Genomic DNA, 21,733 nt, shown 5'->3' with positions numbered 1-21,733 from the left:
ATCAGTTCGCTCGAAACCAAGCGCAAATCCGTCACCGAGACCAATACCTATAATGGTGTGCTGGCATCGCGGGCCGAAGATGCAATTTCCAATGCATCGGGTGTGAACATCGATGTCGAGATGCAATCCATGCTGCAGCTTGAACATTCCTATCAGGCATCCGCCCGGATTCTCTCCGCCGTGGACGCTATGTTGAACGAACTCATGAACGCGGTGAAATAACGATGAAAACCCAATCGATTTCATCTTACATGCTGGCCAATTCGACCCGGAATATCCTGGCCAAGGCGCAGGCCGACCTGATCAAGGCAAAGGAAGAGTCGACCACCGGATTTGTATCCGACACGGGTCTTGCCCTTGGCAGCCGGACGGGCCAGTCCATTTCCCTGCGCAAGGAATATGACCGGTTGACGGTTCTGACCGAGACGAACAATCTGATCGGCCAGCGCATGACGACATCGCAGAATGCGCTTGGCAATATGGTCAAGGGCGCGACTAACTTTCTTGGCACCGTGACCGCGCTGCGCGGTTCGTCCGACGGTCATTCGGTTGCCCTGGACAAGGCGAAAAGCGGCCTGCAGACCATGTCGGGCCTCGCCAACACCAACTACAATGGCGAGTATGTCTTTGCCGGCGTGAATACGGATGTAAAACCGGTGAAGGACTACTTCGCGGCTGGCAGCCCGGCGCGCGCAGCCATCCAGACGGCTTTCCAGACGCAGTTCGGCTTTCCCATGACGGATCCGCAGGTGAAGAACATCACCGCGGACCAGATGAAGACCTTTCTCGACACCACGATGACCGCCCAGTTCAGCGCCGGCTCGTGGTCCAGCAACTGGTCGTCGGCGTCAGACACCGTCATCAAAAGCCGGATCGCGCCGACGGAGCTGGCCGAGACCTCGGTCAGTGCCAACAATGCCGGGTTCCGGCAGATGGCGTTGAGCTACACCATGGTTGCCGAACTGAGCAATATCGGCTTGAACCAGGGCGCGTTCGATGCGGTCATGGACAAGGCGATCTCCACGACGACCCAGGCCGTCACCTCGCTGACCGGCGCACAGGCGTTTCTGGGTGATGCCCAGGCGCGGACCAAGGATGCGACCGATCGCCTGACCGTGCAGATCAAGGTGCTCAACAGCTCCGTTCTCAATCTGGAGGCCGTCGATCCCTATGAGGCGGCGAACCGCGTGAATGCACTCTCCACGCAGATCGAGGCTTCCTACGCCCTGACCGTCAAGCTGCAGAGCCTGAGCCTGCTCAACTACCTGAAATAGCTGTAGCGGGCGCGGTTGCCGTGCCCGTCTGCGCCGATACCGGAAAAACATATGTACCAGGCCCGATACAACGACATCATGGATGACGGCGCTGCCAGCGCCAAGGAGCGCGAACGCTCGCTGTTCGACCAGTCGATCATGATGCTGGAGGAAGCGCGCGACGAGGGCGCCTATTCCTTCAAGGGCATCGAAGCGGTGCATTTCACCTCGCGCCTGTGGGTGATCGTGATCGAAGATCTCGGCAGCCCGGAAAACGGCCTGCCGCCGCAATTGCGGGCATCGCTGATCTCGATCGGCATCTATATCCTCAAGGAGCTTGAAGAGATCCGCCAGGGCCGGTCGACCGACTATGATGGCATTATCGAGATCACCAGAACCATTCGGGACAGGATCTGAACACCATGAAAATCACCCCGCGCGCCGGCGAGAAAGTCTATATCAACGGTGCTATCCTTTGCGCTGACCGCAAGGTTTCCCTCGAGATTCTCAATGACGTGAACTTCCTGCTCGAGAGCCACGTCCTGCAGGCGGACGAGACGACGACGCCGCTGCGCCAGCTCTATTACGCCGCACAGATCATGCTGATCAATCCGCTGATCCGGCATGAAGCCAGCATCACCTTCAAGCGCATGCTGGCAAACCTTTTGGCCACCTTCGAAAATCCGCTGATGCTCAAGGAGCTGAAGCTGATCGACGAGATCGTCTGCAACGATCGGGTGTTCGAGGCGCTCAAGGCCATACGGCTGCTCTATCCGCTGGAGGCGCAAATCCTCTCCGGCGAGCTTGAAACCATTCATCCCACCCATTCGGATCAGCCAAACCGGCCGGAGGCAATCGCATGACCACCACACCTCCCGTAGGATCACCAACCGGCAACACCCCGGACACGTCCAAGACCGGCGGGCCAAGCGTCGACTACCAGTCCTTCCTGAAGCTGCTCGTTGCGCAGATGAAGAACCAGGACCCGACGAAGCCGATGGACGGCACGCAATACGTTGCGCAGCTCGCGCAGTTCTCCAATGTCGAGCAGGCGACGCTGATGAACAAGAAGCTCGACCAGATTCTTGCCAGCGCCTCGCTTTCCCAGGCGGATGGCATTATCGGCAAGACCGTCACCAGCGCCGACGGCAAGGTCACCGGCGTGGTGGAATCGGTGAAGATCTACAGCGATGGCATGATCGCCACGCTCAAGGGTGGGGCCACACTGCCGATCACCGCCGGCATCGTCATCAGTTGACAGCCCGCCGCCGACCATGAATGAGGCCGATGCGCTCGACATCGTCAACCAGGCGATCTGGACGGTGATTGTCGCCGTCCGGCCCGGCCGTGGGCGCCGTATTGTTAAGTTTGAGGTAAATTTGCTCGACGACAGTGCAGGATGACCAACATTCACCCCTCGCTCAATCATTGTCATCGTTTTCCCGCCGAGACCATTGCCGAAGGTTCTGTTGCAAACGTCATCAAGGGTTGTCGGCTTGAACCGATCGCATTTTATGAAGCGAGGATTTCGAACTGCTCTGCGATAGACGGCGTGGGATTGAAGGCAAACCTCGCCTGTTGCTTTCGCATCATATGAATCATCTCGATGCCGGATAAAGTGACGCTCGCTGATGCCATGGATTTGAAGCCGAGCATCGGCCGAACACGCCTTTTGATCGCTCGGTGATCCTGCTCAATCCGATTTTTCAAATACTGACTTTGGCGAATTGTGACCGGCTTTATAGAATGTTTCGCGTTGGTTTGAAGGCGATGGGTAGTGTCGCATGAGACGATCGCCTCATGATTGGTTTGGCTACCGTCAATGACAACACGGTCCGGTCGGCCGTGGTGTTCCAGTGCTCGTCGGAAGAACCGTTTCGCTGCCAGCAAGTCGCGATGTTCGCTGAACCTGAATTCCACCGTGTCGCCGGCACTATCGATGGCGCGGTAAAGGTACATCCATTGCCCGCGAACTTTTATGTAGGTCTCATCCATGTGCCATTTTCCTGTGACCTTACGCTTGCGCAAGTTGTAACGTTTCAATAGCCATGGCGAGAAATGGACAACCCAGCGGTGGATGGTGGAATGATCAACACTGATGCCGCGCTCTGCCATCATCTCCTTCACATTTCGCTGGCTCAGCCCATAAGCCAGATACCAGCGCACGCAAAGCAGGATCACCGAGCGATCGAAATGGCGACCTTTGAACATCTGAACCTCTGAACTTCCGTCAGACCTTCAATGTCACACAAACATTAACCCAAAATTTTGCAACAGAACCACTACGGCGAACGCTTTCGCGCTGGCGAGAGGATATCCTCTGCTTTTGTCGAAGCGACGGTGAACACCGTTATCAGCAAGCGTTTCGCCAAAAAACAACAAATGCAATGGACAAGGCGGGGTGCGCATCTATTATTGCAGACGCGGATAAAAACGCTGGACGGATCACTCAGATCGACATTCGAGGGATGGTATCCGGGTATGGCAAACAGCATTGGTCAGAACCGTCAGTACGAAATGGCCGCGTGATGCCCCACAACTTTATACGGTCCCTCACGCCGAGGCTCCTCCCGCAATCGCGGTAAACACACAACCCAACGTCGCAACTGCGTGCGTTGCCAACCACCGTTGACATCTCCTTTAATTTAGAGTTACTCTATGTAACATGAAATTGAGGGCGGCAACCATGTCTCCACGAGCCTATCGCCAGTCGGCGCGCGCCAATGCGGTTCAGGACACCGAACAGCAGATCGTCGATGCCTTGATCGCGCTCCTCGGAGAATGCTGGTTCGACGAGATCACTCTCGACGACATCGCTGCCGCGGCGGGCACCACCCGCCAAACTGTGATACGGCGGTTCGGCGGCAAGACCGGCGTGCTCAGCGCCATGGCGGCGCAGATGGATGTCTCGATCCGGGCCCAACGCTGGAGCATGCCGGCCCAAAGCGTGGCGGACATCGTCGCACTCCTGATGGACGATTATGAACGCACGGGAGACATAATCGTGCGGACGCTCGGGCAGGAAGCGCGCATTCCCGAGTTCGCCGCCGTCCTCGATCGCGGACGCAAAGGTCATCGCGAGTGGATCGGGGACATGTTCAAGGGCTGGCTCGACAAGCTCGACGGCCAGCCCCGCGCGGATCGGCTCGCGCAGTTGTTGGCCCTGACCGATGTTTGGATCTGGCATCTGCTGCGCCGGGCGCAAGGGTATTCGGCCGCGCAGACACACCGGCTCATGACGCAGGCGATCGAACGCCTGCTGCGTGAGGATAAGACGAACTGATCCGGTCTTCATCGAGAAGGGAGCAAGGCAATGATGAAGACGACAGATGCGGAGGCCCATCTGCGCATCCTGGCAGTCTGCTGGGAAGGCGGTGGCAACGTGCCGCCGACACTCGGGGCCGTGCGCGCACTCGCTGCCCGGGGCCACGACGTGCGTCTCATCGCCGACGACACGATGAGTGAGGAGGCGATCGAGGCGGGTGCTCGCTTCCTGCGATGGAAGCGCGCGCCGAACCGTCCTGATCGCTCACCCGAAAGCTGCTTCGTGCGTGATTGGGAAACCGCCGATCCCTTTGCCGGCTTCCAAAGAGGGTGCGAACGGATCTTCGTCGGACCAGCGCAATCCTATGCCGAGGATATTCTCGAAGCACTGGCAACGGAGCCATCCGACGTGCTTCTCGGCTCAGATCTGCTGTTCGGCAGCATGCTCGCAGGCGAAATTGCGAAGGTTCCGACGGCTCTGCTCGCAAGCAACATCTCGCTCTGGCCTCTCCCCGGACATCCGCCGTTCGGTCCGGGCTTTCAGCCTGCCCGGTCGGCGGCGGACAGAGCGCGCGACGCCGAGGTTTCGGCAATGGTCGAGCATGTATGGGACGGCTTCCTGCCTGGGCTTAACGCCGCCCGTGCTCATTTCGGCGTTGCGCCGCTGGCCCATGTCCACGAGCAGCGCTTGAGCGCTGGTCGCCATCTCCTTGCCACCAGCGCCAGCTTCGATTTCCCCACCAAGCGCCTGCCGGATCGTGTGCGCTATGTGGGGCCGCTTCTGGAGATGCCGAGCTGGGCGCACGAACGCTGGACGACCCCGCCAGCGGGCGAGATGCGGCCACTCGTGCTCGTATCGTTTAGCACCACCAATCAGGGGCAGGCCGACGTGCTCCGGCGGGTGATATCCGCTCTGGCCGGGGAGCCGGTCGAGGTGGTCGTCACCCTCGGCAAAGCACTTGAGGGACTTCGCCTTCAATCGCCGGCGAATGTCACCATTCTTGCCAATGCAGCGCATGACGATATCCTGACCAAGGCTCGCGCCGTCGTCACCCATGGCGGACACGGCACGATCATGCGATCGCTGCGCCATGGCGTCCCACTCGTCGTTCTTCCGATGGGGCGCGATCAGAACGACAACGCCGCGCGCGCGGACTACCACGGCGCGGGCCTGCGCCTCGACCCTTCGGCACCTGCGCAAATACTCGGCGAGGCCGTGCGGCGCGTGCTTTCTGAGCCGAGCTTTGCCGAGCGGGCGTTGGCACTTGGGCGTGCCATCGTCGAAGAAGGCCCGGGGCCCGCACGTCTCGTGGCAGAAATCGAGGACTTCGTAGCGAGGTCTTCACAAAGAACTCTACCAGTCCGTCGAAAGGAAACCGCAGCATGACGCACGCCTCTTCAAGCGAAAGTGGAATGATCCTGACGTCCGGCCAACTGGACGCCTATCTCGCAAGGATCGGAGTCGTACGGCCGGCTTCCCTTGACGTTGCCAGCCTGTCGAAACTTCACCGCGCCCATCTCTTGGCCTTCACCTGGGAGGCACTGGATGCTTTCATGGGATGGCCGTCCTCAATCGTCCCGGCCGCCGCCTTCGTCAAGATGGTGGAGGGCACGCGCGGCGGCTGGTGCTACGAGATGAATGGTCTGTTCGGCGCGGCGCTCGCCGCACTCGGATTCCGCGTGACCCGCCTGTGCGGCGGCGTCAATCGTGAAACGCTGGGCGACAACGCCATCGGCAACCATCTGACTCTGCGTGTCGATCTCGACCGCCCGTACCTCGCCGAGGTCGGCTTGGCGGACGCCATCGTCGAGCCCGTACCGCTTGCCGTCGGGCCGATCAGCCAGCGCGGCTTCGATTTTTCGATCATGCCGACGAACGACGGCTGGCTGCGTTTCAGGAATCATGCGCGCGGCATGGCGCACAGCTTCGATTTCCGGCCCGATCACAGCGATGAGGCCGCCATCGCCGCCACGCTTGGCTGGTTGACGCAGGATCCCGGCTCGCCGTTCACGAACGCGCTGGCGATCCTGCGGCATACCGCAGATGGCTATGTCGCCCTGAAGAACGATTGCCTGTGCCGCGTGACGGCAGAGGGCGTCAGCGAACAGCGTATCACGAGCGCGGATCACCTTGCCGACACGTTCGAAACGATTTTCAGCCTGGACGTTCCCACGCCTGCAAAGATCTGGGATAAGATCCAGATGATTGGCCGCGATAAGAGCGACGAACCAACCATGTCATCGTCAAGTGCATGATCGGCGTTTGGCGATGCATGGATCGAAACAAGAACCAATAGCGTCCATTGACGATTTCAGCTGCATTCATGCACCGGCGCCCCATCAAAGCTCAGGGTCAAACACCGGCGGTAGGCGACGATTGGTGTGCGTCTGCGTCCTTATACGCATTCCCGTATACTGGGTTTTTAAACGCTTTCGCGTCTATTGGCGATTGGAGGCCGGCATGAACGAACAGAAAAACAACTCGGCGCCATCCTGCGCCGCGCCCGCAAACAGGTGCACTTGAGCCAGGGCAGCGCCGTCGACATCGCGGAATTCGAGGAAGGTCGTACACTAATCGTAGAACGTTTCGACCGCATTTGGGCGAAGGACGGAAGATTGCTCAGTCTGCCGCAAGAGGACACGTGCCAGGCGCTGTCGATCCCGCCCACCAAAAAATATCAGCCCGCCGGCGGCCCTGGAATGCGGAAATCATCAACCTTTTGAAAGGCAGTGACACACCCGATGCTCACGCTAAAAACGTCAGTATTTTCCTTGGCCCCGGCGGATGCTTCTGAATGACACCTCTCTCCGACGTCAGAGGCTAACGGCTAGCGCCGGAAGGTGAGGTGGATAGTGCCACTCGGTGCCGTTTCAGTCTTGACTGTGTAGCCCGCTTCCAGGCCGCGCAGATCGTCCCACAGGCGGATGCCGCGCCCGAGCAAGATCGGAGTGATCGCAACGTGAAGACGATCGACAAGGCCCGCCTTGAGGAAGTCGCGAACGACAGTCGCACCACCGCCAACCCGCACATCTTTGCCGCGCGCCGCACTGACAGCCTGCTGGAGCGCATCAACCGGGGTGGTCTTGAGGAAGTGGAAAGTGGTGCCGCCGGCCATCTCTATGGAGGGTCGCGTGTTGCGGGTGAGGACGAAGACCGGAACCCGGAACGGTGGCTCGTCGCCCCACCAGCCATGCCAGTTCGGATCGTCGGGAAAGTTGTGGAGTCCGAACATACCAGCGCCCATAATCTCGGCCCCCACATTGGCGAAGTAGTCCTTCGCGTATTCGTCGTCGATACCTGTGGTCCCTGCTCCCGTGGTATCCTTAAGCACACGCTTACGGAACGTTCGCGTTGCAGTGTATGCGCCGACGAGACGCGGCCAGTCCTCGCCGAACGGCGCTTCGGGCGTCTGGTCCGTCGTTGTCGCGAAACCATCGAGCGAGATAATGAGATCGACACGAACTGCCACGGGAGTCCTCCTTGCGTCTGGTTGCACCATAACTGCCTCAATACTCAAGGCCTATTACTAAGGTACTTGCCTTTGTATTTGAAGTCGGATACTAAGGCAAGTACCTTTTTATCCTTGACCGGCGCCCCCGACCACTTTACTGATGCACATGCCCTATCATTCGACTCCGCTCGACCTCGCCTTTCACGCTCTTAGCGACCCGACTCGCCGTGCCGTGGTGTCGCGGCTGGTCGAGGGCGAGTTGCCGGTCAGCGCCCTGGCCGAGCCTTTCGACATGGCGCTGCCCTCCTTCGCCCAGCATCTCAGGGTGCTGGAAGATTGCGGACTGATCGTCAGCGAGAAGCGCGGGCGCAGCCGCTGGTGCCGTCTGGTGCAGTCGCGCTTCGATGAGGCGGCTGACTGGATGGAAGCCGAGCGCCGGCGCTGGGCTGAGCGGTTGGATCGGCTGGAAGTCTACTTGGATAAAACGGAAGAGGAGGGTGAAGGACATGGCAAACCTGTTTGAGACATGGTCGCTCGACCGCGAAATCGTGCTGGTGAAGCTGCTCAACCACCCACGCGACAAGGTCTTTGCCGCCTGGATGGACCCCAAGGCACTTGGCGAATGGTACGGTCCGGCCGGCTTCAGTATCGAAACCCACGAAGCCGATATCCGCGAGGGCGGGGTCTGGCGGTTCGACATGGTGGGCGTATTCGAGGGCGAGCAGCAGCGCTTCCCAAGCCTCATGCGCTTTGTGGAGATCGTGCCGAACGAGCGGATCGTGATGGATTATGGCACGCCGGATCCTGACGACCCCGACCGTTTCCGTGCCACAGTGACCTTCGACGAGCAGACGGATGGCAAGACAGTGCTGACCATGCGCCAGCTCCATCCCAGCCGCGAGCGGCGTCAGGTGGTCATCGGCTTCGGCGCGGTGGAATACGGACTGCAGACACTGGACGGCCTCGCGGCCTGGCTGGATGGGTGAGCCCTTGGCCGCTCAGTGCCGCTCGCGCCAGTTGGCGATGGCCGAGGCGGCGTTCAGATCGAGCTGCGGTTGATCACGCAAGTCATAGAGCTCGACGGAACAGGATAGCCCCACACGATGTCTGTGTACGGGCGGCCGCTATCGACAGCATGGAGGGCGCGAGGCAGAAACGGGAGGAGCGGAATCCTCCCACGTCGCTTAGGGCCTCATCGCGGACATTGGCACCGCTTAGCTCACTGACGACAGGCAGACTCACTAGATAAGGACAATCACGATGACCGAAGCGCTGGACGAGGGCCCCTTCTTTCACGGCACAGTCGCAGATTTGCGCCCGGGTGATTTCCTCACAGCAGGATACCGGTCGAACTATCGTCCCGAAGTGGTGATGAACCATATCTACTTTACTGCCATTGTGGACGGTGCCGGGCTTGCCGCTGAAATCGCGGCTGAACTCGCCGAAGGCGGCGCAGTCCCGCGTGTTTACGTCGTAGAGCCGACCGGGACATTCGAGAACGATCCGAACGTGACCGACAGGAAATTTCCCGGCAACCCCACTCGGTCGTATCGCAGCAGCGCACCGCTCAAGGTCATTGGCGAAATCACGCATTGGACAAGATTGACGCCCGAAGCACTACAGGTATGGAGACAGCGACTGACCGCGCTGCGCTCAGACGAACGAGGCGAAATCATCAACTGATGCGAGGCGCCGCGCATCGTGTGCTCATGACGCGGTCGAATCAAAGGAGACGATCAGCTTTCCACTCCGAACTGGACCGCCAGATCCCGTACGCAGAACTGCAGCTTTGAGGAAATGTCGTAACCTGGTTTAACGGCCGTCTTGGCGGCGCAAAGAGGCCGCAATGGCGCCAGCGAGTTCGCCAACATGGCGCGCATTAAAGAACCACTCGATCTGCCTGCATGTAATCCGCTACGCTGTAGCAATGGCTCGCCTGATAGGCGTTCCGCCCCCGGTTCATGTGCGTCAGGTTGAACGTCCGAATGGCGCCCACCATACGGCGGCTCGTGAGGAATTTGCGGATCGAGACAGAGCCGCGCACATTGATGCCGAAAATGTCGGTACCACGCGGGAAGAAATAACTGACGTGCTCTGGCGCCGCGACACTTTGCTCGAGCAAGGGTTTGTCCACTCGGCTCGGCGTGGCTGAACGATCCGTCGTGAAATCCGAAAGATGCACGATGAATCTGGCGCGGATGTCTTCGTCCTGGGCATAGAGCGTAAAAAGTTCCATCCAGCTCGCATTGACGCGGACGAGCGGCTTGTCCGAGGTCGACGGCAGGCAGGAAACAGACCAGTAGGAGCGCTCGGTCTTGCGCGGGATCGGAATGCAATTTGGACCGTACAGCCCGAGAATCTCGAGGACTTCCCCTGCTTGCGGACGACCAAGCAGCTTCTCAAATCGAGCCACATATTTGAAGCGCTGTTCCAGGGACTCCAAGCGGTCGCCCGTGTCCGGCAAGTCGATCTTGCCCTCTATCCAATCGCGCTGCTGCTCAAGATCAAGGAATTGTCGCAGGCCGGTGGTTCCAGGTCGAGCGGTCGCACCCATATCAGAAGCCCTGTGAATTTCGTGGCTCGTCATCGACCGACATCCTGCGTTCTCGCTTAGGCGTTTGCAAACGCCGCCCCAAAGCGCCTCCGAATGATACCTTGCAGATGATGAATTTGGAACGTCTGTGCGGCTACGAAGACAAAGTCACGTTGTTCGTCCGTTTGGCGCTTTCACTCTGTTCAGCACGTACATAGGCAAGACAGAACGGGCTTTTTATCGGCATTTACAAACGAACGTTATCGACAACCCTTGCGACGCTTCTTTTGTGCCAGGTCCGTACACCTCGATCCGGAATTCTAGCTGCCAATCCTAGAATGAAACAACGGAGCAGTACCCAATTCGGGGTACTAATATAGATACTAGTTGCTCCATATATTGCGCCGTATGGTTCACGAGGTGCTACATGTAAGTTGTCTTGAAACAACGCGGTCTCCAATTTCGATCGCTCTTTCCTGGATGCGACGGATGACATGTACAGTCATGGCTGGGGAAGCGTGTTGAGAGATACCGCGGGACGAGATGAGAACAGCTCCAGCTCAGTTATCATTGACCGTCCGCCACTTCGGTGATGCCAGCATCGGTAAACAATTTAATCGGACAAATTCCGATTCATCGCAATTTCTACTTTACTTGAATCGAGGGTAATTATGATAACGCGCCGCAACATCCTTCAAGCAACATCCGGCATGGTTGTTTCCAGCGTCATCGGCAGAGGCGCAACCATGGCATTTGCCGCCGACAACACCTGGCACATGCCCGACGAGGGCGATCGGCACACGGCGACGTGGATGGCGTTTGGCCCCAGTGAAGACGTATGGGGCAAGAAACTCCAACGCGGCGCACAGAACAACCTTGCGGTGATCGCCAAGGCCATCTCCGCGCACGAACCGGTGAACATGCTTGTGCGGGCGGAAGACCGGGAGACGGCCGAGCGCCTGTGCGGCGATGCGGTGACATTGTTCGTGCACGAAATCGACGATCTGTGGATGCGCGACACCGGGCCGGTGTTCGTCAAGAACAGCGCCGGCCAGCTGGCCGGGGTCAACTTCAACTTCAACGGCTGGGGCAACAAGCAGGAACACGGCGGCGACGCGGAAGTTGCGGAATTTGTCACCGGCAAGACAAAGGTGGAGACACTGCGCACCAGGCTGGTGCTGGAAGGCGGCGGCATCGAAGTCGATGGCACGGGCACGGCAATCATCACCGAGAGCTGCGTTTTGAACAAGAACCGCAATCCCGGCGTGAGCAGGGAACAGTGTGAGGAGGAACTGGGACGCCTTCTCGGACTGAAGAAGATCATCTGGCTGCCGGGTATCAAGGGCAAGGACATCACCGATGGCCATACGGATTTTTACGCCCGTTTCGTCAGCCCGGGCGTCGTCGTGGCCGGCCTTGACACTGATCCGACGTCCTATGATCACGCGGTGACCAAGCGGCATCTTGAACTGCTCAAGGAAGCGACCGACAGCTCTGGGCAGAAATTGCAGGTGGTCGTCATTCCCGGCCCCGGCAGCGTGCGGCCGCAGTTCGAGAACAAGGAATTCGCAGCGGGCTATATCAACTTCTACCTGTGCAACGGCGCTGTCATCGCTCCTGAATTCGGCGATGCGAAGGCTGACCGTTTCTGCCGTGACGCGTTGCGGGATGTCCTGCCGGGACGCGAGATCGTGCAGCTCAACATCGATGCGATCGCCGCCGGCGGTGGCGGCATCCACTGCACGACCCAGCAGCAGCCTGCTTAATGGGATAGACTGAAAGCATCATCACGCTGCTTCAATCCTTTTAGCCTGATGCAAATCCCGGTGCCCGTTCCTGCGAAATGGCCACCGGGATCCATTTCGTTGACATTACCTCTCGCCTCAACTTGACGCGTTATACCCCAATCGGGTGACTCACGTTACTGGCAGAGCGGACGCATACTTTCCAAAACGCCAAAATAAAAATGGGAACGGCGTCTTTGCGAGGAGGTATATTTTTGATGGCAATGACCGCTTTCCGTCCCGATATCGCGCTGCGATCCGATGTGCTGGCAACTGTCGCTCAAATCAGTAGCGGTGTGGATGCAACAATGGTTGCTGCTGAGGTGGTAAACCTCAAGAAGATCTATAACCCGTCGACACCACAGGCTTTCCAGGCGCTGGAAAATATCAATCTGGCAATTCATGCCAATGAATTTTTCACGCTGCTAGGCCCGTCCGGATGCGGAAAAACGACGCTCTTGCGTATTCTTGGCGGATTCGAAACCATGACGGACGGGGTGTGCCGGATCTTCGGCCAGGATGTAAGTCACCTGCCGCCGGAGGCGCGCCCCGTCAATACGGTTTTCCAGCAATATGCCCTGTTTCCGCATATGACCGTGCGCCGCAATATTGCCTTTGGTCTGGAAATGCTCGGAAGAACACGATCCGAGATCGACCGGACTGTCGAGAGGATGCTTGCTCTTGTTCACATGAGCGATTGCGCGGACCGCAAGCCAGACCATCTTTCCGGTGGGCAGCGCCAGCGGGTGGCACTGGCCCGTGCGCTGGCTCCTCAGCCCAAGCTGCTGCTGCTGGATGAACCGCTCTCTGCGCTTGACTTGAAGTTGCGGCAAAAGATGCGCCTCGAGCTTAAGGCGCTTCAGCGTGAAACGGGGATCACATTCATTTTCGTCACCCATGATCAGGAAGAAGCGCTCGCGATGAGCGATCGGGTGGCGGTGCTGAGCGAAGGGCACCTGCAACAGGTCGGGACACCAGAGGAAATTTATGAACAGCCACAAAGCCGCTTTGTGGCTGATTTCATCGGTGAGTCCAATTTGCTTGCCGCCACGGTCACCCGCGTTGACGGCGGCGTGGCGGAATTCGAACTGGCAGGTCTTGGATCGGTGCTTGTGAACTCGACCGATCATTTGAGCAGGGGGCAACAGGTGACGCTGTCCGTGCGTCCGGAACGCATCGCTCTTTCGAGGTCAAACGGACAGTGCAGACTGGGACCTGCGACTGTGTTCGATCGAACCTATCTTGGTAATGCGGTCGAGTACCATCTGAGGGCAGGTGGCTACACCTTCACCGTACGTTCCCCGCGTGGGGGCCTTCGCGGGCTTCAGGATTTTGCACCCGGGGACACGGTGCAGCTGGAATTCGAACCCAATGCCGCAAGGGTGCTGGTATCATGACGGCACATGCTGGTCTGCGAGCTTCCACTTCCTATCGTCTGTCAAAGCGCTGGGCCTTCGTGGGTCTGCTGTTTCCCGCCATCGGCGTGATTGCGGTTTTCATGATTGCGCCCGTCGCGATTGTATTTGTCTATTCGTTTCTGCAACCGGAACGTTATGGCGGCGTGGTCTGGAGTTTTTCGACCGAGGGGTATCTGCAGATTTTGTTCGAGCGGGATTTCCTCGACGGGAGTCTTCAATTTTCGGCCGACTATGTGCTGATCCTGTGGCGCTCCGTATTTCAGGCTGCCATCTGCACCGTCCTCTGCCTGATGATCAGCGTGCCAATGGCCTATTTCATTGCCACGCGATCGGAGCGCTCAAAGTCGATATGGATTTTCCTGATCACCGTCCCCTATTGGGTGAACCTTTTGATCCGCACTATCGCGCTGCTGTTCATTTTGCGCGATGATGGTCCGGTCAACAAGCTCATCATGATGACCGGTTTTGTCCAAGGGCCTCTGCCGCTTAGTTACAACAACTTCGCCATTGGTCTGGGGCTTGTTTATAGCTTTCTACCCTTCATGGTCCTGCCGCTCTATTCGGCTTTCGAACGCTTTGATTTCCGGTTGCTGGAAGCGGCGTATGATCTCTACGCCTCGCGCCGTGTCGCATTTTTCAAGATCGTGTTGCCGGTGATGCGACCAGGTCTGATCGCCGGAAGTCTGCTGGTCTTCATCCCGTCCATCGGGTCCTATCTCGCCCCCGATATTCTGGGCGGCGGCAAGACGCTGATGATCGGCAATCTCATCGGAACGCAATTTCAGGGTGCTCATAACTGGCCGTTCGGAGCTGCGCTCTCAATGATCCTGCTCACCGTAACGTTGATCGTCCTGATCTGGATGGCTCGTCGTGCAGCGCGCAAGAATGTGGGGTACTAGGCCGATGGCAAACGCTCGTATGAAGGACATCCGTGCTTTCTCCGGTTTTGGTTCCATCGCAGTCGCCGGTGTGCTTTTTCTCTATTTGCCGATCCTGTTTCTTTGCGCCTACTCCTTCAATGACGGGCGATCTGTAAGCCAGTGGAGCGGTTTCTCATTCCGCTGGTACAGTACGGTCTTTGGCAATAGCGGCATCAAGGCAGCGGCAATCAATTCGCTGACAATCGCCACAATCGCTGCATCGGTGTCTTCAGTGCTCGCGCTTGGTGCCGCGCTGGCGACCGTCAACAACAGGTTCAAAGGCGAGGCTCTCGCCTATGCCACACTAACCTTTCCGCTCATGGTGCCCGAGATCGTGACGGCTGTCGCTTCGCTTGTGTTCTTCGTGTCGCTCGGTATCAGTCTGGGTTTCGGTACGATCCTCCTGGCTCATATCGTCTTCTGTATTCCCTTTGCCTATCTGCCGATCCGCGCGCGGCTTGAGGGGATGGATCCTAGTCTCAGTGCCGCTGCTGCCGACCTCTATGGCTCTCCCATTCGGGTATTCTGGCGCATTACGCTGCCGCTTCTGGTCCCCGGATTGATATCCGGTTGGCTCTTGGCGTTCATTATCTCGCTCGACGATTTCATCATCACTGCGCTGGTTGCCGGACCCGGTGCAACGACATTGCCGGTGCACATCTACGGCATGCTTCGGCTAGGCATTACACCCGAGGTCAATGCGATCTCCACCCTCATGCTGATCGGATCAATCGTTCTTTTGATGATCGCAGGCGTTTTGGGGCGCGCAGGAAAAACTTCGTGACACTCATCAAGATCACAAAAGGGAGAACAGATACTATGAGATTGAAAACCATTTTACTCACGACCACGATGATCGCCTGGGCTTCACCTGTTTTCGCCGCGGGAGATCTGTTCCTCTACACCTATGGCGAATATACGCCCCCGGACCTGGTGACAAAATTTGAGAAAGCATTCGACATCAAGGTTCATGTCGATACTTTTGACTCGATGGAAACCATGCTGGCCAAGCTTCGCGGGGGCGCTGGCGGCTATGATGTGGTTGTGGCTGGCGATCCCAACATACAGCTGATGATCAGCGAAAAGATGCTCGAAAAGATCGATGTCAATGCGATGCCCAATTACGTCAACGTCGAAGAACGCTGGCGGAATGTGTACTGGGATAGCGGTCGTAATTATTCGGCACCGTGGGCGTGGGGCACCACGAGTTTCATGATCGATGGCGCTCTCGTCAAGGGCGATATCAGCACACTTGGCGTCCTGTTCAATCCGTCTGCTGAGGTCAAAGGCAGGATCAACATGATGCGTGACGTCAATGAAGTCATTAACATTGCGCTTCGTTATCTCAATTTGCCGCGCTGCAATGAAAATCCGGAAGATATGAAGAAGGTGCTTACATTGCTGGAGACGCAGAAGCAGTGGGTGAAAAGTTACAATTCCGAGTTCAAAGAAGCACTGGTCTCAGGTGAAGCTGTCGCTTCGATGGCCTGGAATGGTTACGCCATGCGCGCCAGGGACGAAAAACCATCGCTTGTTTATATCTATCCCAAGGAAGGGTTTTCCGGCTGGATGGACAATCTGGCTGTCCCCAAGGGCGCACCCAATCTGGAGAATGCCAAGACATTCATCAACTTCATGATGGATCCGGAAAATGCGGCGATGGTCACCAATTACGCCCGCTATTCCAATGGCATCAAGGGCTCCGAAAAGTTTGTTGATGCAAAATTGGCAACTGCCCCAGAACTGGCTCCACCGGCAGGCGCAGCCGCACCTGAATTCATACCGAATTGCAGCCCGGCATCGACCAAGCTCTACGACCGCGTCTGGACCAAACTCTTGAACTGACCCGATCCCCTATACGGGTCACTTTCTGGCCTGCATTTCTGGAGAAACAAATGACCGCCTTACCCAACCTCTTACGCTCCAACGAGCGGACCGCGTGGGAAAAAGACCGCGACCACGTTCTGCATCCCTACACCGATTTTTCGACTTTCGCTGAAAGCGGAAGTCAGATCATTGAAAAAGCGCAAGGCATGTACGTTACCGATACGCAGGGACGCAAGTTTCTCGACGGGATTGCCGGTCTCTGGTGCGTGAATATCGGCCACGGGCGCGCGGAAATGGCAGAGGCTGTATCGCGTCAGATCATGGACATGCAGTACTACAATCCTTTTGGAGCATCGTCGAACATACCCGCTGCCGAGCTCGGCGCACGACTGGCCGAACTGGCGCCGGGTTCGCTCAATCATGTGTATTATTCCTGCGGCGGCTCGACGGCCAACGAAATGGCCGTGCGTATTGCGCAGTATTATTTTGCGATGAAGGGCATGCCATTCAAGCGCAAGATCATTTCACGCAACAATGGTTATCATGGGGGTACCTACATTGCGGCCAGCCTGACCGGCATTCACGGTACGAAGTATGGCTTCAATCAGGTCGGAGAGGATTTCATTCATCACATCTCCGCTGCCGATCTTTATGCCAAACCAACCGATATGACGGACGCCGCCTATTGCGATTTCCTGGTCAATGAGTTTGAAAACCGGATCGTGCAACTCGGCCCAAACAATGTTGCTGCATTCATTGCCGAGCCGATCATGGGGGCGGGCGGCGTGCTCGTTGCTCCCGACGGGTATCACGCAGCAATGCGCAAGGTCTGTACCCGTTATGACGTTCTCTACATTGCCGACGAGGTCGTCACGGCTTTCGGCCGCTTGGGCGAATGGTTCGCCTCCGCTTCAGTCTATAACTACCAGCCTGATATGATCGTCAGTGCCAAGGGAATTACCTCCGGTTACATTCCCTTGGGCGCAACGCTGATTTCTGACGAAATTTACGATGTCATCAGCCGTCCGCAGTGCGAGGGCGGGGTGTTTTCAATGGGACTTACCTATTTCGGGCATCCGGTTGCCTGTGCGGCGGCACTGAAAAACATTGAAATCATGGAGCGTGAGAGACTGCTTGAAAATGCTTCCGGCACCGGCGCTTATCTGCAGCAGGCGGCAAAAAAGCTGCTGGATTTGGACATTGTGGGGGATGTGCGCGGCAGGGGACTGATGCTTGGCATTGATCTCGTGGCCGACAAGGCGACCAAAGTTCCTCTGCCGATTTCTGAAAATGCCGCGGAACGCATTTTCACGGGGTGCATCGAACGCGGTGTGATCGTGCGCCCCGTTGGCAGCCGCATCATCGTATCACCGCCGCTGATCATAGACCGTGTGCAATGCGATACGATTGTCAGCGCCATCATGGATGCAATCAAAGACTTCATGGCTGCTCGCTAATCGTTGAAGGAGAGACAAATGCGGAAATTGACGGTTGCGGCGACCCAGATGGCGTGCAGCGGCGATATCGATGACAATATCCAGCGCGCCGAAGATCTTGTTCGGCTCGCCGCCGAAGACGGTGCGCAGATCATTTTGCTCCAGGAGCTTTTTCAGACACCGTATTTTTGCCTGGAACAGCGGCTGGATCATTTTGATCTGGCACGCCCGCTGGCGGACGACCGTGGCGTTGCCCATTTCCGGATGCTGGCAAAACAGCTCGGCGTCGTTTTGCCCATCTCCTATTTTGAGCGGTCCGGTACGGTCTATTTCAACTCACTGGCAATCATCGATGCCGATGGGGAGGTGTTGTGGAACTATCGAAAGACCCATATTCCGCAGGCGCCGGGATATCACGAGAAGTTCTATTTTAGCCCCGGTGATACGGGATACCGCGCTGTTCAGACCAGGTTTGCCCGGATTGGATGCGGCATCTGCTGGGATCAATGGTTTCCTGAAACGGCGCGCTCCCTTGTTTTGAAAGGTGCGGAACTGCTCCTGTTTCCGACCGCCATTGGCAGTGAGCCGCTGAATGCGGCGCTTGATTCATCGGGGCATTGGCAGCGCACAATGCAGGGACATGCAGCCGCCAATATTGTGCCATTGATCGCATCCAACCGGGTGTCGACCGAAACGGACGGAGAGACCTCGACCGTCTTTTACGGAAGTTCATTCATTGCCGACTACACCGGAGAGATCGTTGCGGAAGCAAACAAAGTCGACGAGACCTATCTGACCGCGGCATTTGATCTGGATGAAATCGAAGCCTATCGTCGTGCCTGGGGTGTTTTCCGCGATCGTCGGCCGGAGATGTATGCTGCACTCGGCACGCTGGATGGGCATAGTACGACCTAACCCTCTTGAGAAGCGTCTGCCTGGGACAGGAACCAGTCCCACAATTCGGTTACGCCGGGGCGCTTCAAATTGCGCGGGTGCGCGATGAGATAATATGGGCGGCTGGAGGGGACACCATCACCGAGCACCGCCAGTTCGCCTTTCTCAATGCGCTCACCCGCAAGCCGCATACTGCCGAGACATATGCCCAAGCCACGCGCAGCGGCATCCAGCACCATGCCGGGGTCCGAGAAGTTAAGGCCTTTGACGAAGCTGGGCCGTGCAACGCCTGCTGTGGCAAACCAATTCTGCCAATCTTCCTCTTCCTCGTGATGCAGCAGGGGAACGTCCTGCAGCACGCGCGGGGTAATGGTCTCCGGCAGACGTCGCCGCAATTCCGGCGCGCACATGGGGTGCAACCGGTCGCCAAAGAGTCGGACAGCGACAAGCCCGTCCCAGGAGCCACGCCCGCGCGTTATCGCAAAGTCAATCTCCGAATTTGCGACATCGGGCTCATCGTCTGCAGTGACCAGCCAAGGCTCGATATTCGGTAAGTCGCGCATCAATGCGGGGACGCGCGGCATGTACCATCCTGTCGCAAAGGCATGAGGCATCATGAGCACGACCGAGCCGGGCTTTGTGTAAAAATCCAGTCGTCGCACCCCAAGACGAATAGTCTCTAGAGCCGCGGCGGCAGTCCCGCGCAGATCGCGCCCTGCGTCAGTCAGTTCAACCCCACGATTGATCCTGCGGAACAGCGGCTGGCCGAGCTGGTTTTCAAGCGCTTTTATCTGATGGCTTACAGCCGACTGGGTCATGTTGAGTTCTGCCGCAGCCAGCGAAAAGCTCTCAAGCCGGGCTGCTGCTTCAAAGCCAATCAAAGCGCCGAGGGGAAGATTGCGATAATTCGAATGCATGAGAATAACTCATGAAATAGTTGAGAATTTCGAGTTTGAATAGCAGGATATTCGTTGGTTTACTAGGATTATTCCAGAATTGGCCATATCAAAAATATGAGCATTCTTTATGCAAAGGTGATGTCATGTCCAACCAAACGCCACGCCAAGCCGGTTACAAAATGCCAGCGGAATGGGCCGAACACAAACGTACATGGATGATGTGGCCCTGCCGTGCCGAGGTTTGGACAGATATCACGGCCACCCGACGCGACTATGCCGCGGTAGCCCATGCCATCCGCGAATTCGAACCAGTGACAATGTCCGTTCGTCCACAGGACTACGCTGAGGCGCGCGTCATGCTCGATGACGATATTGATATTGTTCAGGCTGATATTGACGACAGCTGGGCGCGTGACGCCGGGCCGTGTTTCCTGACAAATCCTAACGGTCAGCGGGCAGGTACACAGTTTCGGTTTAATGCCTGGGGAGGAAAATATCATCCGCATGATGGCGATGCAGCATTTTCGGCTGCCGTTTGCGAAACGGCTGATGTGAAGTCCTATACCTCAAACCTTGTTGCCGAAGGCGGCGGCGTCAGCGTCGATGGAGAAGGCACAATCATCACGACGGAGACCTGTTTTCCGAACATCAATCGCAATCCGGGCTGGACCAAAGCCGCGATTGAAACCGAGCTGATGGAAATGCTGGGCGGGGACAAGGTGATCTGGCTGCCCGGAAATCCGCTGGAAGACGAAACGGATGGCCACGTCGATGGTATTGCAATTTTCGTGGCTCCCGGCGTCGTTTTGATGGAAAGTCCTGGTACGGAACCAAGTGAATGGAACAATTATATCAGGAAAAATCTCGACGCCATGGAAGGGCAGACGGACGCCAAGGGCCGCCGCATCCGGATCGTGACAGTACCCGAGGCTGTCGAGGCTCCATCACAGCATCCGAAATTCTGCCGGTCCTACGTCAATTCCTACCTGGTCAATGGCGGCGTCGTGATGCCGGTTTATGGAGTTGCATCGGACACGGTTGTCCGTGGTATCTTCCGGTCGCTTTTTCCGGAACGGCGTGTGCGCGAGGTACGTATCGATTCGATCGCAATCGGTGGCGGAGGCATTCATTGCATCACGCAGCAGGAACCGGCGTGATGGGGTAGGTCGGTTTTCCTTCCAAGCAAGCACCACAGGTGGAGCATTCGAATGGACAATTCCACGACGAACCAGATGACCTATATCGCCAATGCAGTCACGGCCGTCGGCCGTGACGACTTTCCCGAGCTGCTCGGCAATCTTTGTCTGAGTGTGTTCAACTTTGACAGCATTTTCATCTCGATCTTTTCGCAGGATCTGCCACCACGCCAGCTCTATTCAAATCTCGATGCCGAGGCAACGCGGCGCACGATTGGTCCCTATCTCAGTTATGCGTATCTGCTCGACCCCTTTTACGGGTTGTTCAAGTCGGATATCCGGGATTGTGTCGTTACCCTTGATGAATGCGCGCCGGACGATTTTAAAACAACCGAATATTACAAGATGTTCTATTCGGATATTGGCCTGCGTGACGAGGTGACAATTTTCATTGGCGCCGGGAACGGCACCAGTATTGTTTTGTCACTCGGCCAGCGCAACACCAATGCGTGCTGCGCTCCCGATGCCACCAAGCAGTTGGATGCTTTATTGCCCGTTATATCGGCGCTATGCCACAAACATTGGCCCAATCCGGAAGCCCCAATTTACCGCTCATTGCCTGACATGGGACCAACTTTTGACCGCTGTGGCAGCGCAAGATTGAGCACCCGCGAGGCGGAGATTGTTCGATTGATGCTGAAAGGACATTCGACAAAGTCCATTGCACGATTGCTGGGTAACAGCCCCGAGACGGTCAAGGTTCATCGCAAGCGCATATATGCCAAACTGAAAATCTCCTCGCAGGGAGAATTGTTCTCCATGTTCATCGCGGCCCAGGCTTTTCCTCCGATGGACGCTGAAGCGGGAATGGTGGCATTCTCCTGATTTCGGCAAGAAGGCGCTGTTCGGTCTACTTA

The 21,733-nt window shown here is 57.3% G+C and carries 25 protein-coding genes and 2 pseudogenes; 23 read left to right on the top strand and 4 right to left on the bottom strand.

All coding sequences use genetic code 11. From position 1 onward, the window contains the following. The 6 genes and pseudogenes from ACIQWS_RS20370 to fliQ all read left to right on the top strand — a co-directional run. The coding region (locus ACIQWS_RS20370) for a flagellar basal body rod C-terminal domain-containing protein (RefSeq protein ID WP_403183624.1) at positions 1-222 on the top strand (222 nt) is incomplete at its 5' end. A 2-nt stretch (positions 223-224) separates the two neighbouring features. Next, complete coding sequence (locus ACIQWS_RS20365; RefSeq protein WP_403183621.1) at positions 225-1,274, top strand: flagellar hook-associated family protein; 1,050 nt, start codon at positions 225-227, stop codon at positions 1,272-1,274. Between the two features lie 51 nt (positions 1,275-1,325). Continuing rightward, positions 1,326-1,670, top strand: coding sequence for a flagellar biosynthesis regulator FlaF (gene flaF / locus ACIQWS_RS20360; protein ID WP_392082872.1), 345 nt, complete (start codon positions 1,326-1,328; stop codon positions 1,668-1,670). Between the two features lie 5 nt (positions 1,671-1,675). Then, positions 1,676-2,116: a flagellar biosynthesis repressor FlbT gene (flbT, locus tag ACIQWS_RS20355; RefSeq protein ID WP_392082874.1), complete on the top strand. Its 441-nt coding sequence runs from the start codon at positions 1,676-1,678 to the stop codon at positions 2,114-2,116. Next, positions 2,113-2,511: a flagellar hook assembly protein FlgD gene (gene flgD / locus ACIQWS_RS20350; protein ID WP_403183614.1), complete on the top strand. Its 399-nt coding sequence runs from the start codon at positions 2,113-2,115 to the stop codon at positions 2,509-2,511. The genes flbT and flgD overlap by 4 nt, the downstream gene beginning before the upstream one ends. A gap of 16 nt (positions 2,512-2,527) precedes the next feature. Continuing rightward, positions 2,528-2,621: pseudogene (gene fliQ, locus ACIQWS_RS20345) on the top strand (flagellar export apparatus protein FliQ); the annotation flags it as partial. A 144-nt stretch (positions 2,622-2,765) separates the two neighbouring features. Here the strand turns inward: fliQ and ACIQWS_RS20340 are convergent. Further along, positions 2,766-3,464: an IS6 family transposase gene (locus tag ACIQWS_RS20340; RefSeq protein WP_403183612.1), complete on the bottom strand. Its 699-nt coding sequence runs from the start codon at positions 3,462-3,464 to the stop codon at positions 2,766-2,768. Between the two features lie 69 nt (positions 3,465-3,533). Between ACIQWS_RS20340 and ACIQWS_RS20335 the strand changes: the two are divergent. From ACIQWS_RS20335 to ACIQWS_RS20315, 5 genes and pseudogenes are all read left to right on the top strand, one after another. Then, positions 3,534-3,782 (top strand): annotated as a pseudogene (locus ACIQWS_RS20335) (ISKra4 family transposase); the annotation flags it as partial. A 157-nt stretch (positions 3,783-3,939) separates the two neighbouring features. Beyond that, entirely contained in the window at positions 3,940-4,536 is a 597-nt protein-coding gene (locus ACIQWS_RS20330) for a TetR/AcrR family transcriptional regulator (protein ID WP_403183609.1), read from the top strand. Positions 4,537-4,566: 30 nt separating this feature from the next. Beyond that, on the top strand, positions 4,567-5,904 hold the full coding sequence (locus tag ACIQWS_RS20325) for a glycosyltransferase (protein ID WP_403183606.1): 1,338 nt from the start codon (positions 4,567-4,569) through the stop codon (positions 5,902-5,904). Next, a complete protein-coding gene (locus tag ACIQWS_RS20320) occupies positions 5,901-6,773 on the top strand; it encodes an arylamine N-acetyltransferase (RefSeq protein WP_403183603.1) in 873 nt (290 codons plus the stop codon). The genes ACIQWS_RS20325 and ACIQWS_RS20320 overlap by 4 nt, the downstream gene beginning before the upstream one ends. 258 nt (positions 6,774-7,031) lie before the next feature. Further along, a complete protein-coding gene (locus ACIQWS_RS20315) occupies positions 7,032-7,241 on the top strand; it encodes a HipA domain-containing protein (RefSeq protein WP_403183707.1) in 210 nt (69 codons plus the stop codon). A 104-nt stretch (positions 7,242-7,345) separates the two neighbouring features. Here the strand turns inward: ACIQWS_RS20315 and ACIQWS_RS20310 are convergent, their stop codons facing one another. Next, entirely contained in the window at positions 7,346-7,987 is a 642-nt protein-coding gene (locus tag ACIQWS_RS20310) for a dihydrofolate reductase family protein (RefSeq protein ID WP_403183600.1), read from the bottom strand. A 148-nt stretch (positions 7,988-8,135) separates the two neighbouring features. On the opposite strand from ACIQWS_RS20310, the gene ACIQWS_RS20305 reads away from it, so the two are divergent. The 3 genes from ACIQWS_RS20305 to arr all read left to right on the top strand — a co-directional run bounded on the left by ACIQWS_RS20305 (position 8,136) and on the right by arr (position 9,652). Continuing rightward, entirely contained in the window at positions 8,136-8,492 is a 357-nt protein-coding gene (locus ACIQWS_RS20305) for an ArsR/SmtB family transcription factor (RefSeq protein ID WP_403183597.1), read from the top strand. Continuing rightward, positions 8,476-8,955 carry an SRPBCC family protein gene (locus ACIQWS_RS20300; RefSeq protein WP_403183594.1) on the top strand — a complete coding sequence of 160 codons (480 nt, stop codon included), beginning with the start codon at positions 8,476-8,478 and terminating at the stop codon, positions 8,953-8,955. Before ACIQWS_RS20305 ends, ACIQWS_RS20300 begins: the two co-directional genes overlap by 17 nt. A 274-nt stretch (positions 8,956-9,229) precedes the next feature. After that, positions 9,230-9,652 (top strand): NAD(+)--rifampin ADP-ribosyltransferase, encoded by a 423-nt coding sequence (arr, locus tag ACIQWS_RS20295; protein ID WP_403183591.1) that lies wholly within the window; start codon positions 9,230-9,232, stop codon positions 9,650-9,652. Between the two features lie 196 nt (positions 9,653-9,848). On the opposite strand, the gene ACIQWS_RS20290 is transcribed toward arr, so the two are convergent. Further along, a complete protein-coding gene (locus tag ACIQWS_RS20290; RefSeq protein ID WP_403183587.1) occupies positions 9,849-10,556 on the bottom strand; it encodes a hypothetical protein in 708 nt (235 codons plus the stop codon). A gap of 656 nt (positions 10,557-11,212) precedes the next feature. On the opposite strand from ACIQWS_RS20290, the gene ACIQWS_RS20285 reads away from it, so the two are divergent. The 7 genes from ACIQWS_RS20285 to aguB all read left to right on the top strand — a co-directional run bounded on the left by ACIQWS_RS20285 (position 11,213) and on the right by aguB (position 18,802). Further along, the gene (locus ACIQWS_RS20285; RefSeq protein ID WP_403183584.1) at positions 11,213-12,268 is read left to right on the top strand and encodes an agmatine/peptidylarginine deiminase; all 1,056 of its coding nucleotides are present in this window, start codon (positions 11,213-11,215) and stop codon (positions 12,266-12,268) included. 236 nt (positions 12,269-12,504) lie between these two features. Then, positions 12,505-13,683 carry an ABC transporter ATP-binding protein gene (locus ACIQWS_RS20280; RefSeq protein WP_403183581.1) on the top strand — a complete coding sequence of 393 codons (1,179 nt, stop codon included), beginning with the start codon at positions 12,505-12,507 and terminating at the stop codon, positions 13,681-13,683. After that, on the top strand, positions 13,680-14,603 hold the full coding sequence (locus ACIQWS_RS20275; RefSeq protein WP_403183579.1) for an ABC transporter permease: 924 nt from the start codon (positions 13,680-13,682) through the stop codon (positions 14,601-14,603). Before ACIQWS_RS20280 ends, ACIQWS_RS20275 begins: the two co-directional genes overlap by 4 nt. A gap of 4 nt (positions 14,604-14,607) precedes the next feature. Next, complete coding sequence (locus ACIQWS_RS20270) at positions 14,608-15,408, top strand: ABC transporter permease (protein ID WP_403183575.1); 801 nt, start codon at positions 14,608-14,610, stop codon at positions 15,406-15,408. Continuing rightward, a complete protein-coding gene (locus ACIQWS_RS20265; RefSeq protein ID WP_403183572.1) occupies positions 15,405-16,469 on the top strand; it encodes an extracellular solute-binding protein in 1,065 nt (354 codons plus the stop codon). The genes ACIQWS_RS20270 and ACIQWS_RS20265 overlap by 4 nt, the downstream gene beginning before the upstream one ends. Next, on the top strand, positions 16,412-17,908 hold the full coding sequence (locus ACIQWS_RS20260; RefSeq protein WP_403183569.1) for an aminotransferase: 1,497 nt from the start codon (positions 16,412-16,414) through the stop codon (positions 17,906-17,908). The genes ACIQWS_RS20265 and ACIQWS_RS20260 overlap by 58 nt, the downstream gene beginning before the upstream one ends. 18 nt (positions 17,909-17,926) lie before the next feature. Further along, positions 17,927-18,802, top strand: coding sequence for an N-carbamoylputrescine amidase (aguB, locus tag ACIQWS_RS20255; RefSeq protein ID WP_403183564.1), 876 nt, complete (start codon positions 17,927-17,929; stop codon positions 18,800-18,802). Here the strand turns inward: aguB and ACIQWS_RS20250 are convergent. Beyond that, positions 18,799-19,698, bottom strand: coding sequence for a LysR substrate-binding domain-containing protein (locus ACIQWS_RS20250; protein ID WP_403183562.1), 900 nt, complete (start codon positions 19,696-19,698; stop codon positions 18,799-18,801). The genes aguB and ACIQWS_RS20250 overlap by 4 nt on opposite strands. 125 nt (positions 19,699-19,823) lie before the next feature. Here ACIQWS_RS20250 and ACIQWS_RS20245 point away from each other — a divergent pair, with 125 nt between their 5' ends. After that, positions 19,824-20,837, top strand: a complete 1,014-nt coding sequence (locus ACIQWS_RS20245) for an agmatine/peptidylarginine deiminase (protein ID WP_403183560.1) — start codon at positions 19,824-19,826, stop codon at positions 20,835-20,837. Positions 20,838-20,912: 75 nt separating this feature from the next. Beyond that, complete coding sequence (locus tag ACIQWS_RS20240; protein ID WP_403183558.1) at positions 20,913-21,701, top strand: helix-turn-helix transcriptional regulator; 789 nt, start codon at positions 20,913-20,915, stop codon at positions 21,699-21,701. Positions 21,702-21,733: the final 32 nt, after the last annotated feature.

Source organism: Phyllobacterium sp. NPDC097923 (genome assembly GCF_044760925.1).
In the GTDB taxonomy this organism is placed as follows: Bacteria; Pseudomonadota; Alphaproteobacteria; order Rhizobiales; family Rhizobiaceae; genus Phyllobacterium; species Phyllobacterium calauticae.
Note: the sequence above shows the minus strand (reverse complement) of the source record. Positions and strands in the feature narration are given on the sequence as shown.

Bases quoted from the DNA above. Each gene is read 5' to 3' on its own strand.
- ACIQWS_RS20365 (WP_403183621.1), top strand. From the start codon at position 225: ATGAAAACCCAATCGATTTCATCTTACATGCTGGCCAATTCGACCCGG.
- flaF (WP_392082872.1), top strand. From the start codon at position 1,326: ATGTACCAGGCCCGATACAACGACATCATGGATGACGGCGCTGCCAGC.
- flbT (WP_392082874.1), top strand. From the start codon at position 1,676: ATGAAAATCACCCCGCGCGCCGGCGAGAAAGTCTATATCAACGGTGCT.
- flgD (WP_403183614.1), top strand. From the start codon at position 2,113: ATGACCACCACACCTCCCGTAGGATCACCAACCGGCAACACCCCGGAC.
- ACIQWS_RS20340 (WP_403183612.1), bottom strand. From the start codon at position 3,464: ATGTTCAAAGGTCGCCATTTCGATCGCTCGGTGATCCTGCTTTGCGTG.
- ACIQWS_RS20330 (WP_403183609.1), top strand. From the start codon at position 3,940: ATGTCTCCACGAGCCTATCGCCAGTCGGCGCGCGCCAATGCGGTTCAG.
- ACIQWS_RS20325 (WP_403183606.1), top strand. From the start codon at position 4,567: ATGATGAAGACGACAGATGCGGAGGCCCATCTGCGCATCCTGGCAGTC.
- ACIQWS_RS20320 (WP_403183603.1), top strand. From the start codon at position 5,901: ATGACGCACGCCTCTTCAAGCGAAAGTGGAATGATCCTGACGTCCGGC.
- ACIQWS_RS20305 (WP_403183597.1), top strand. From the start codon at position 8,136: ATGCCCTATCATTCGACTCCGCTCGACCTCGCCTTTCACGCTCTTAGC.
- ACIQWS_RS20300 (WP_403183594.1), top strand. From the start codon at position 8,476: ATGGCAAACCTGTTTGAGACATGGTCGCTCGACCGCGAAATCGTGCTG.
- arr (WP_403183591.1), top strand. From the start codon at position 9,230: ATGACCGAAGCGCTGGACGAGGGCCCCTTCTTTCACGGCACAGTCGCA.
- ACIQWS_RS20290 (WP_403183587.1), bottom strand. From the start codon at position 10,556: ATGACGAGCCACGAAATTCACAGGGCTTCTGATATGGGTGCGACCGCT.
- ACIQWS_RS20285 (WP_403183584.1), top strand. From the start codon at position 11,213: ATGGTTGTTTCCAGCGTCATCGGCAGAGGCGCAACCATGGCATTTGCC.
- ACIQWS_RS20280 (WP_403183581.1), top strand. From the start codon at position 12,505: ATGGCAATGACCGCTTTCCGTCCCGATATCGCGCTGCGATCCGATGTG.
- ACIQWS_RS20275 (WP_403183579.1), top strand. From the start codon at position 13,680: ATGACGGCACATGCTGGTCTGCGAGCTTCCACTTCCTATCGTCTGTCA.
- ACIQWS_RS20270 (WP_403183575.1), top strand. From the start codon at position 14,608: ATGGCAAACGCTCGTATGAAGGACATCCGTGCTTTCTCCGGTTTTGGT.
- aguB (WP_403183564.1), top strand. From the start codon at position 17,927: ATGCGGAAATTGACGGTTGCGGCGACCCAGATGGCGTGCAGCGGCGAT.
- ACIQWS_RS20250 (WP_403183562.1), bottom strand. From the start codon at position 19,698: ATGCATTCGAATTATCGCAATCTTCCCCTCGGCGCTTTGATTGGCTTT.
- ACIQWS_RS20245 (WP_403183560.1), top strand. From the start codon at position 19,824: ATGTCCAACCAAACGCCACGCCAAGCCGGTTACAAAATGCCAGCGGAA.
- ACIQWS_RS20240 (WP_403183558.1), top strand. From the start codon at position 20,913: ATGACCTATATCGCCAATGCAGTCACGGCCGTCGGCCGTGACGACTTT.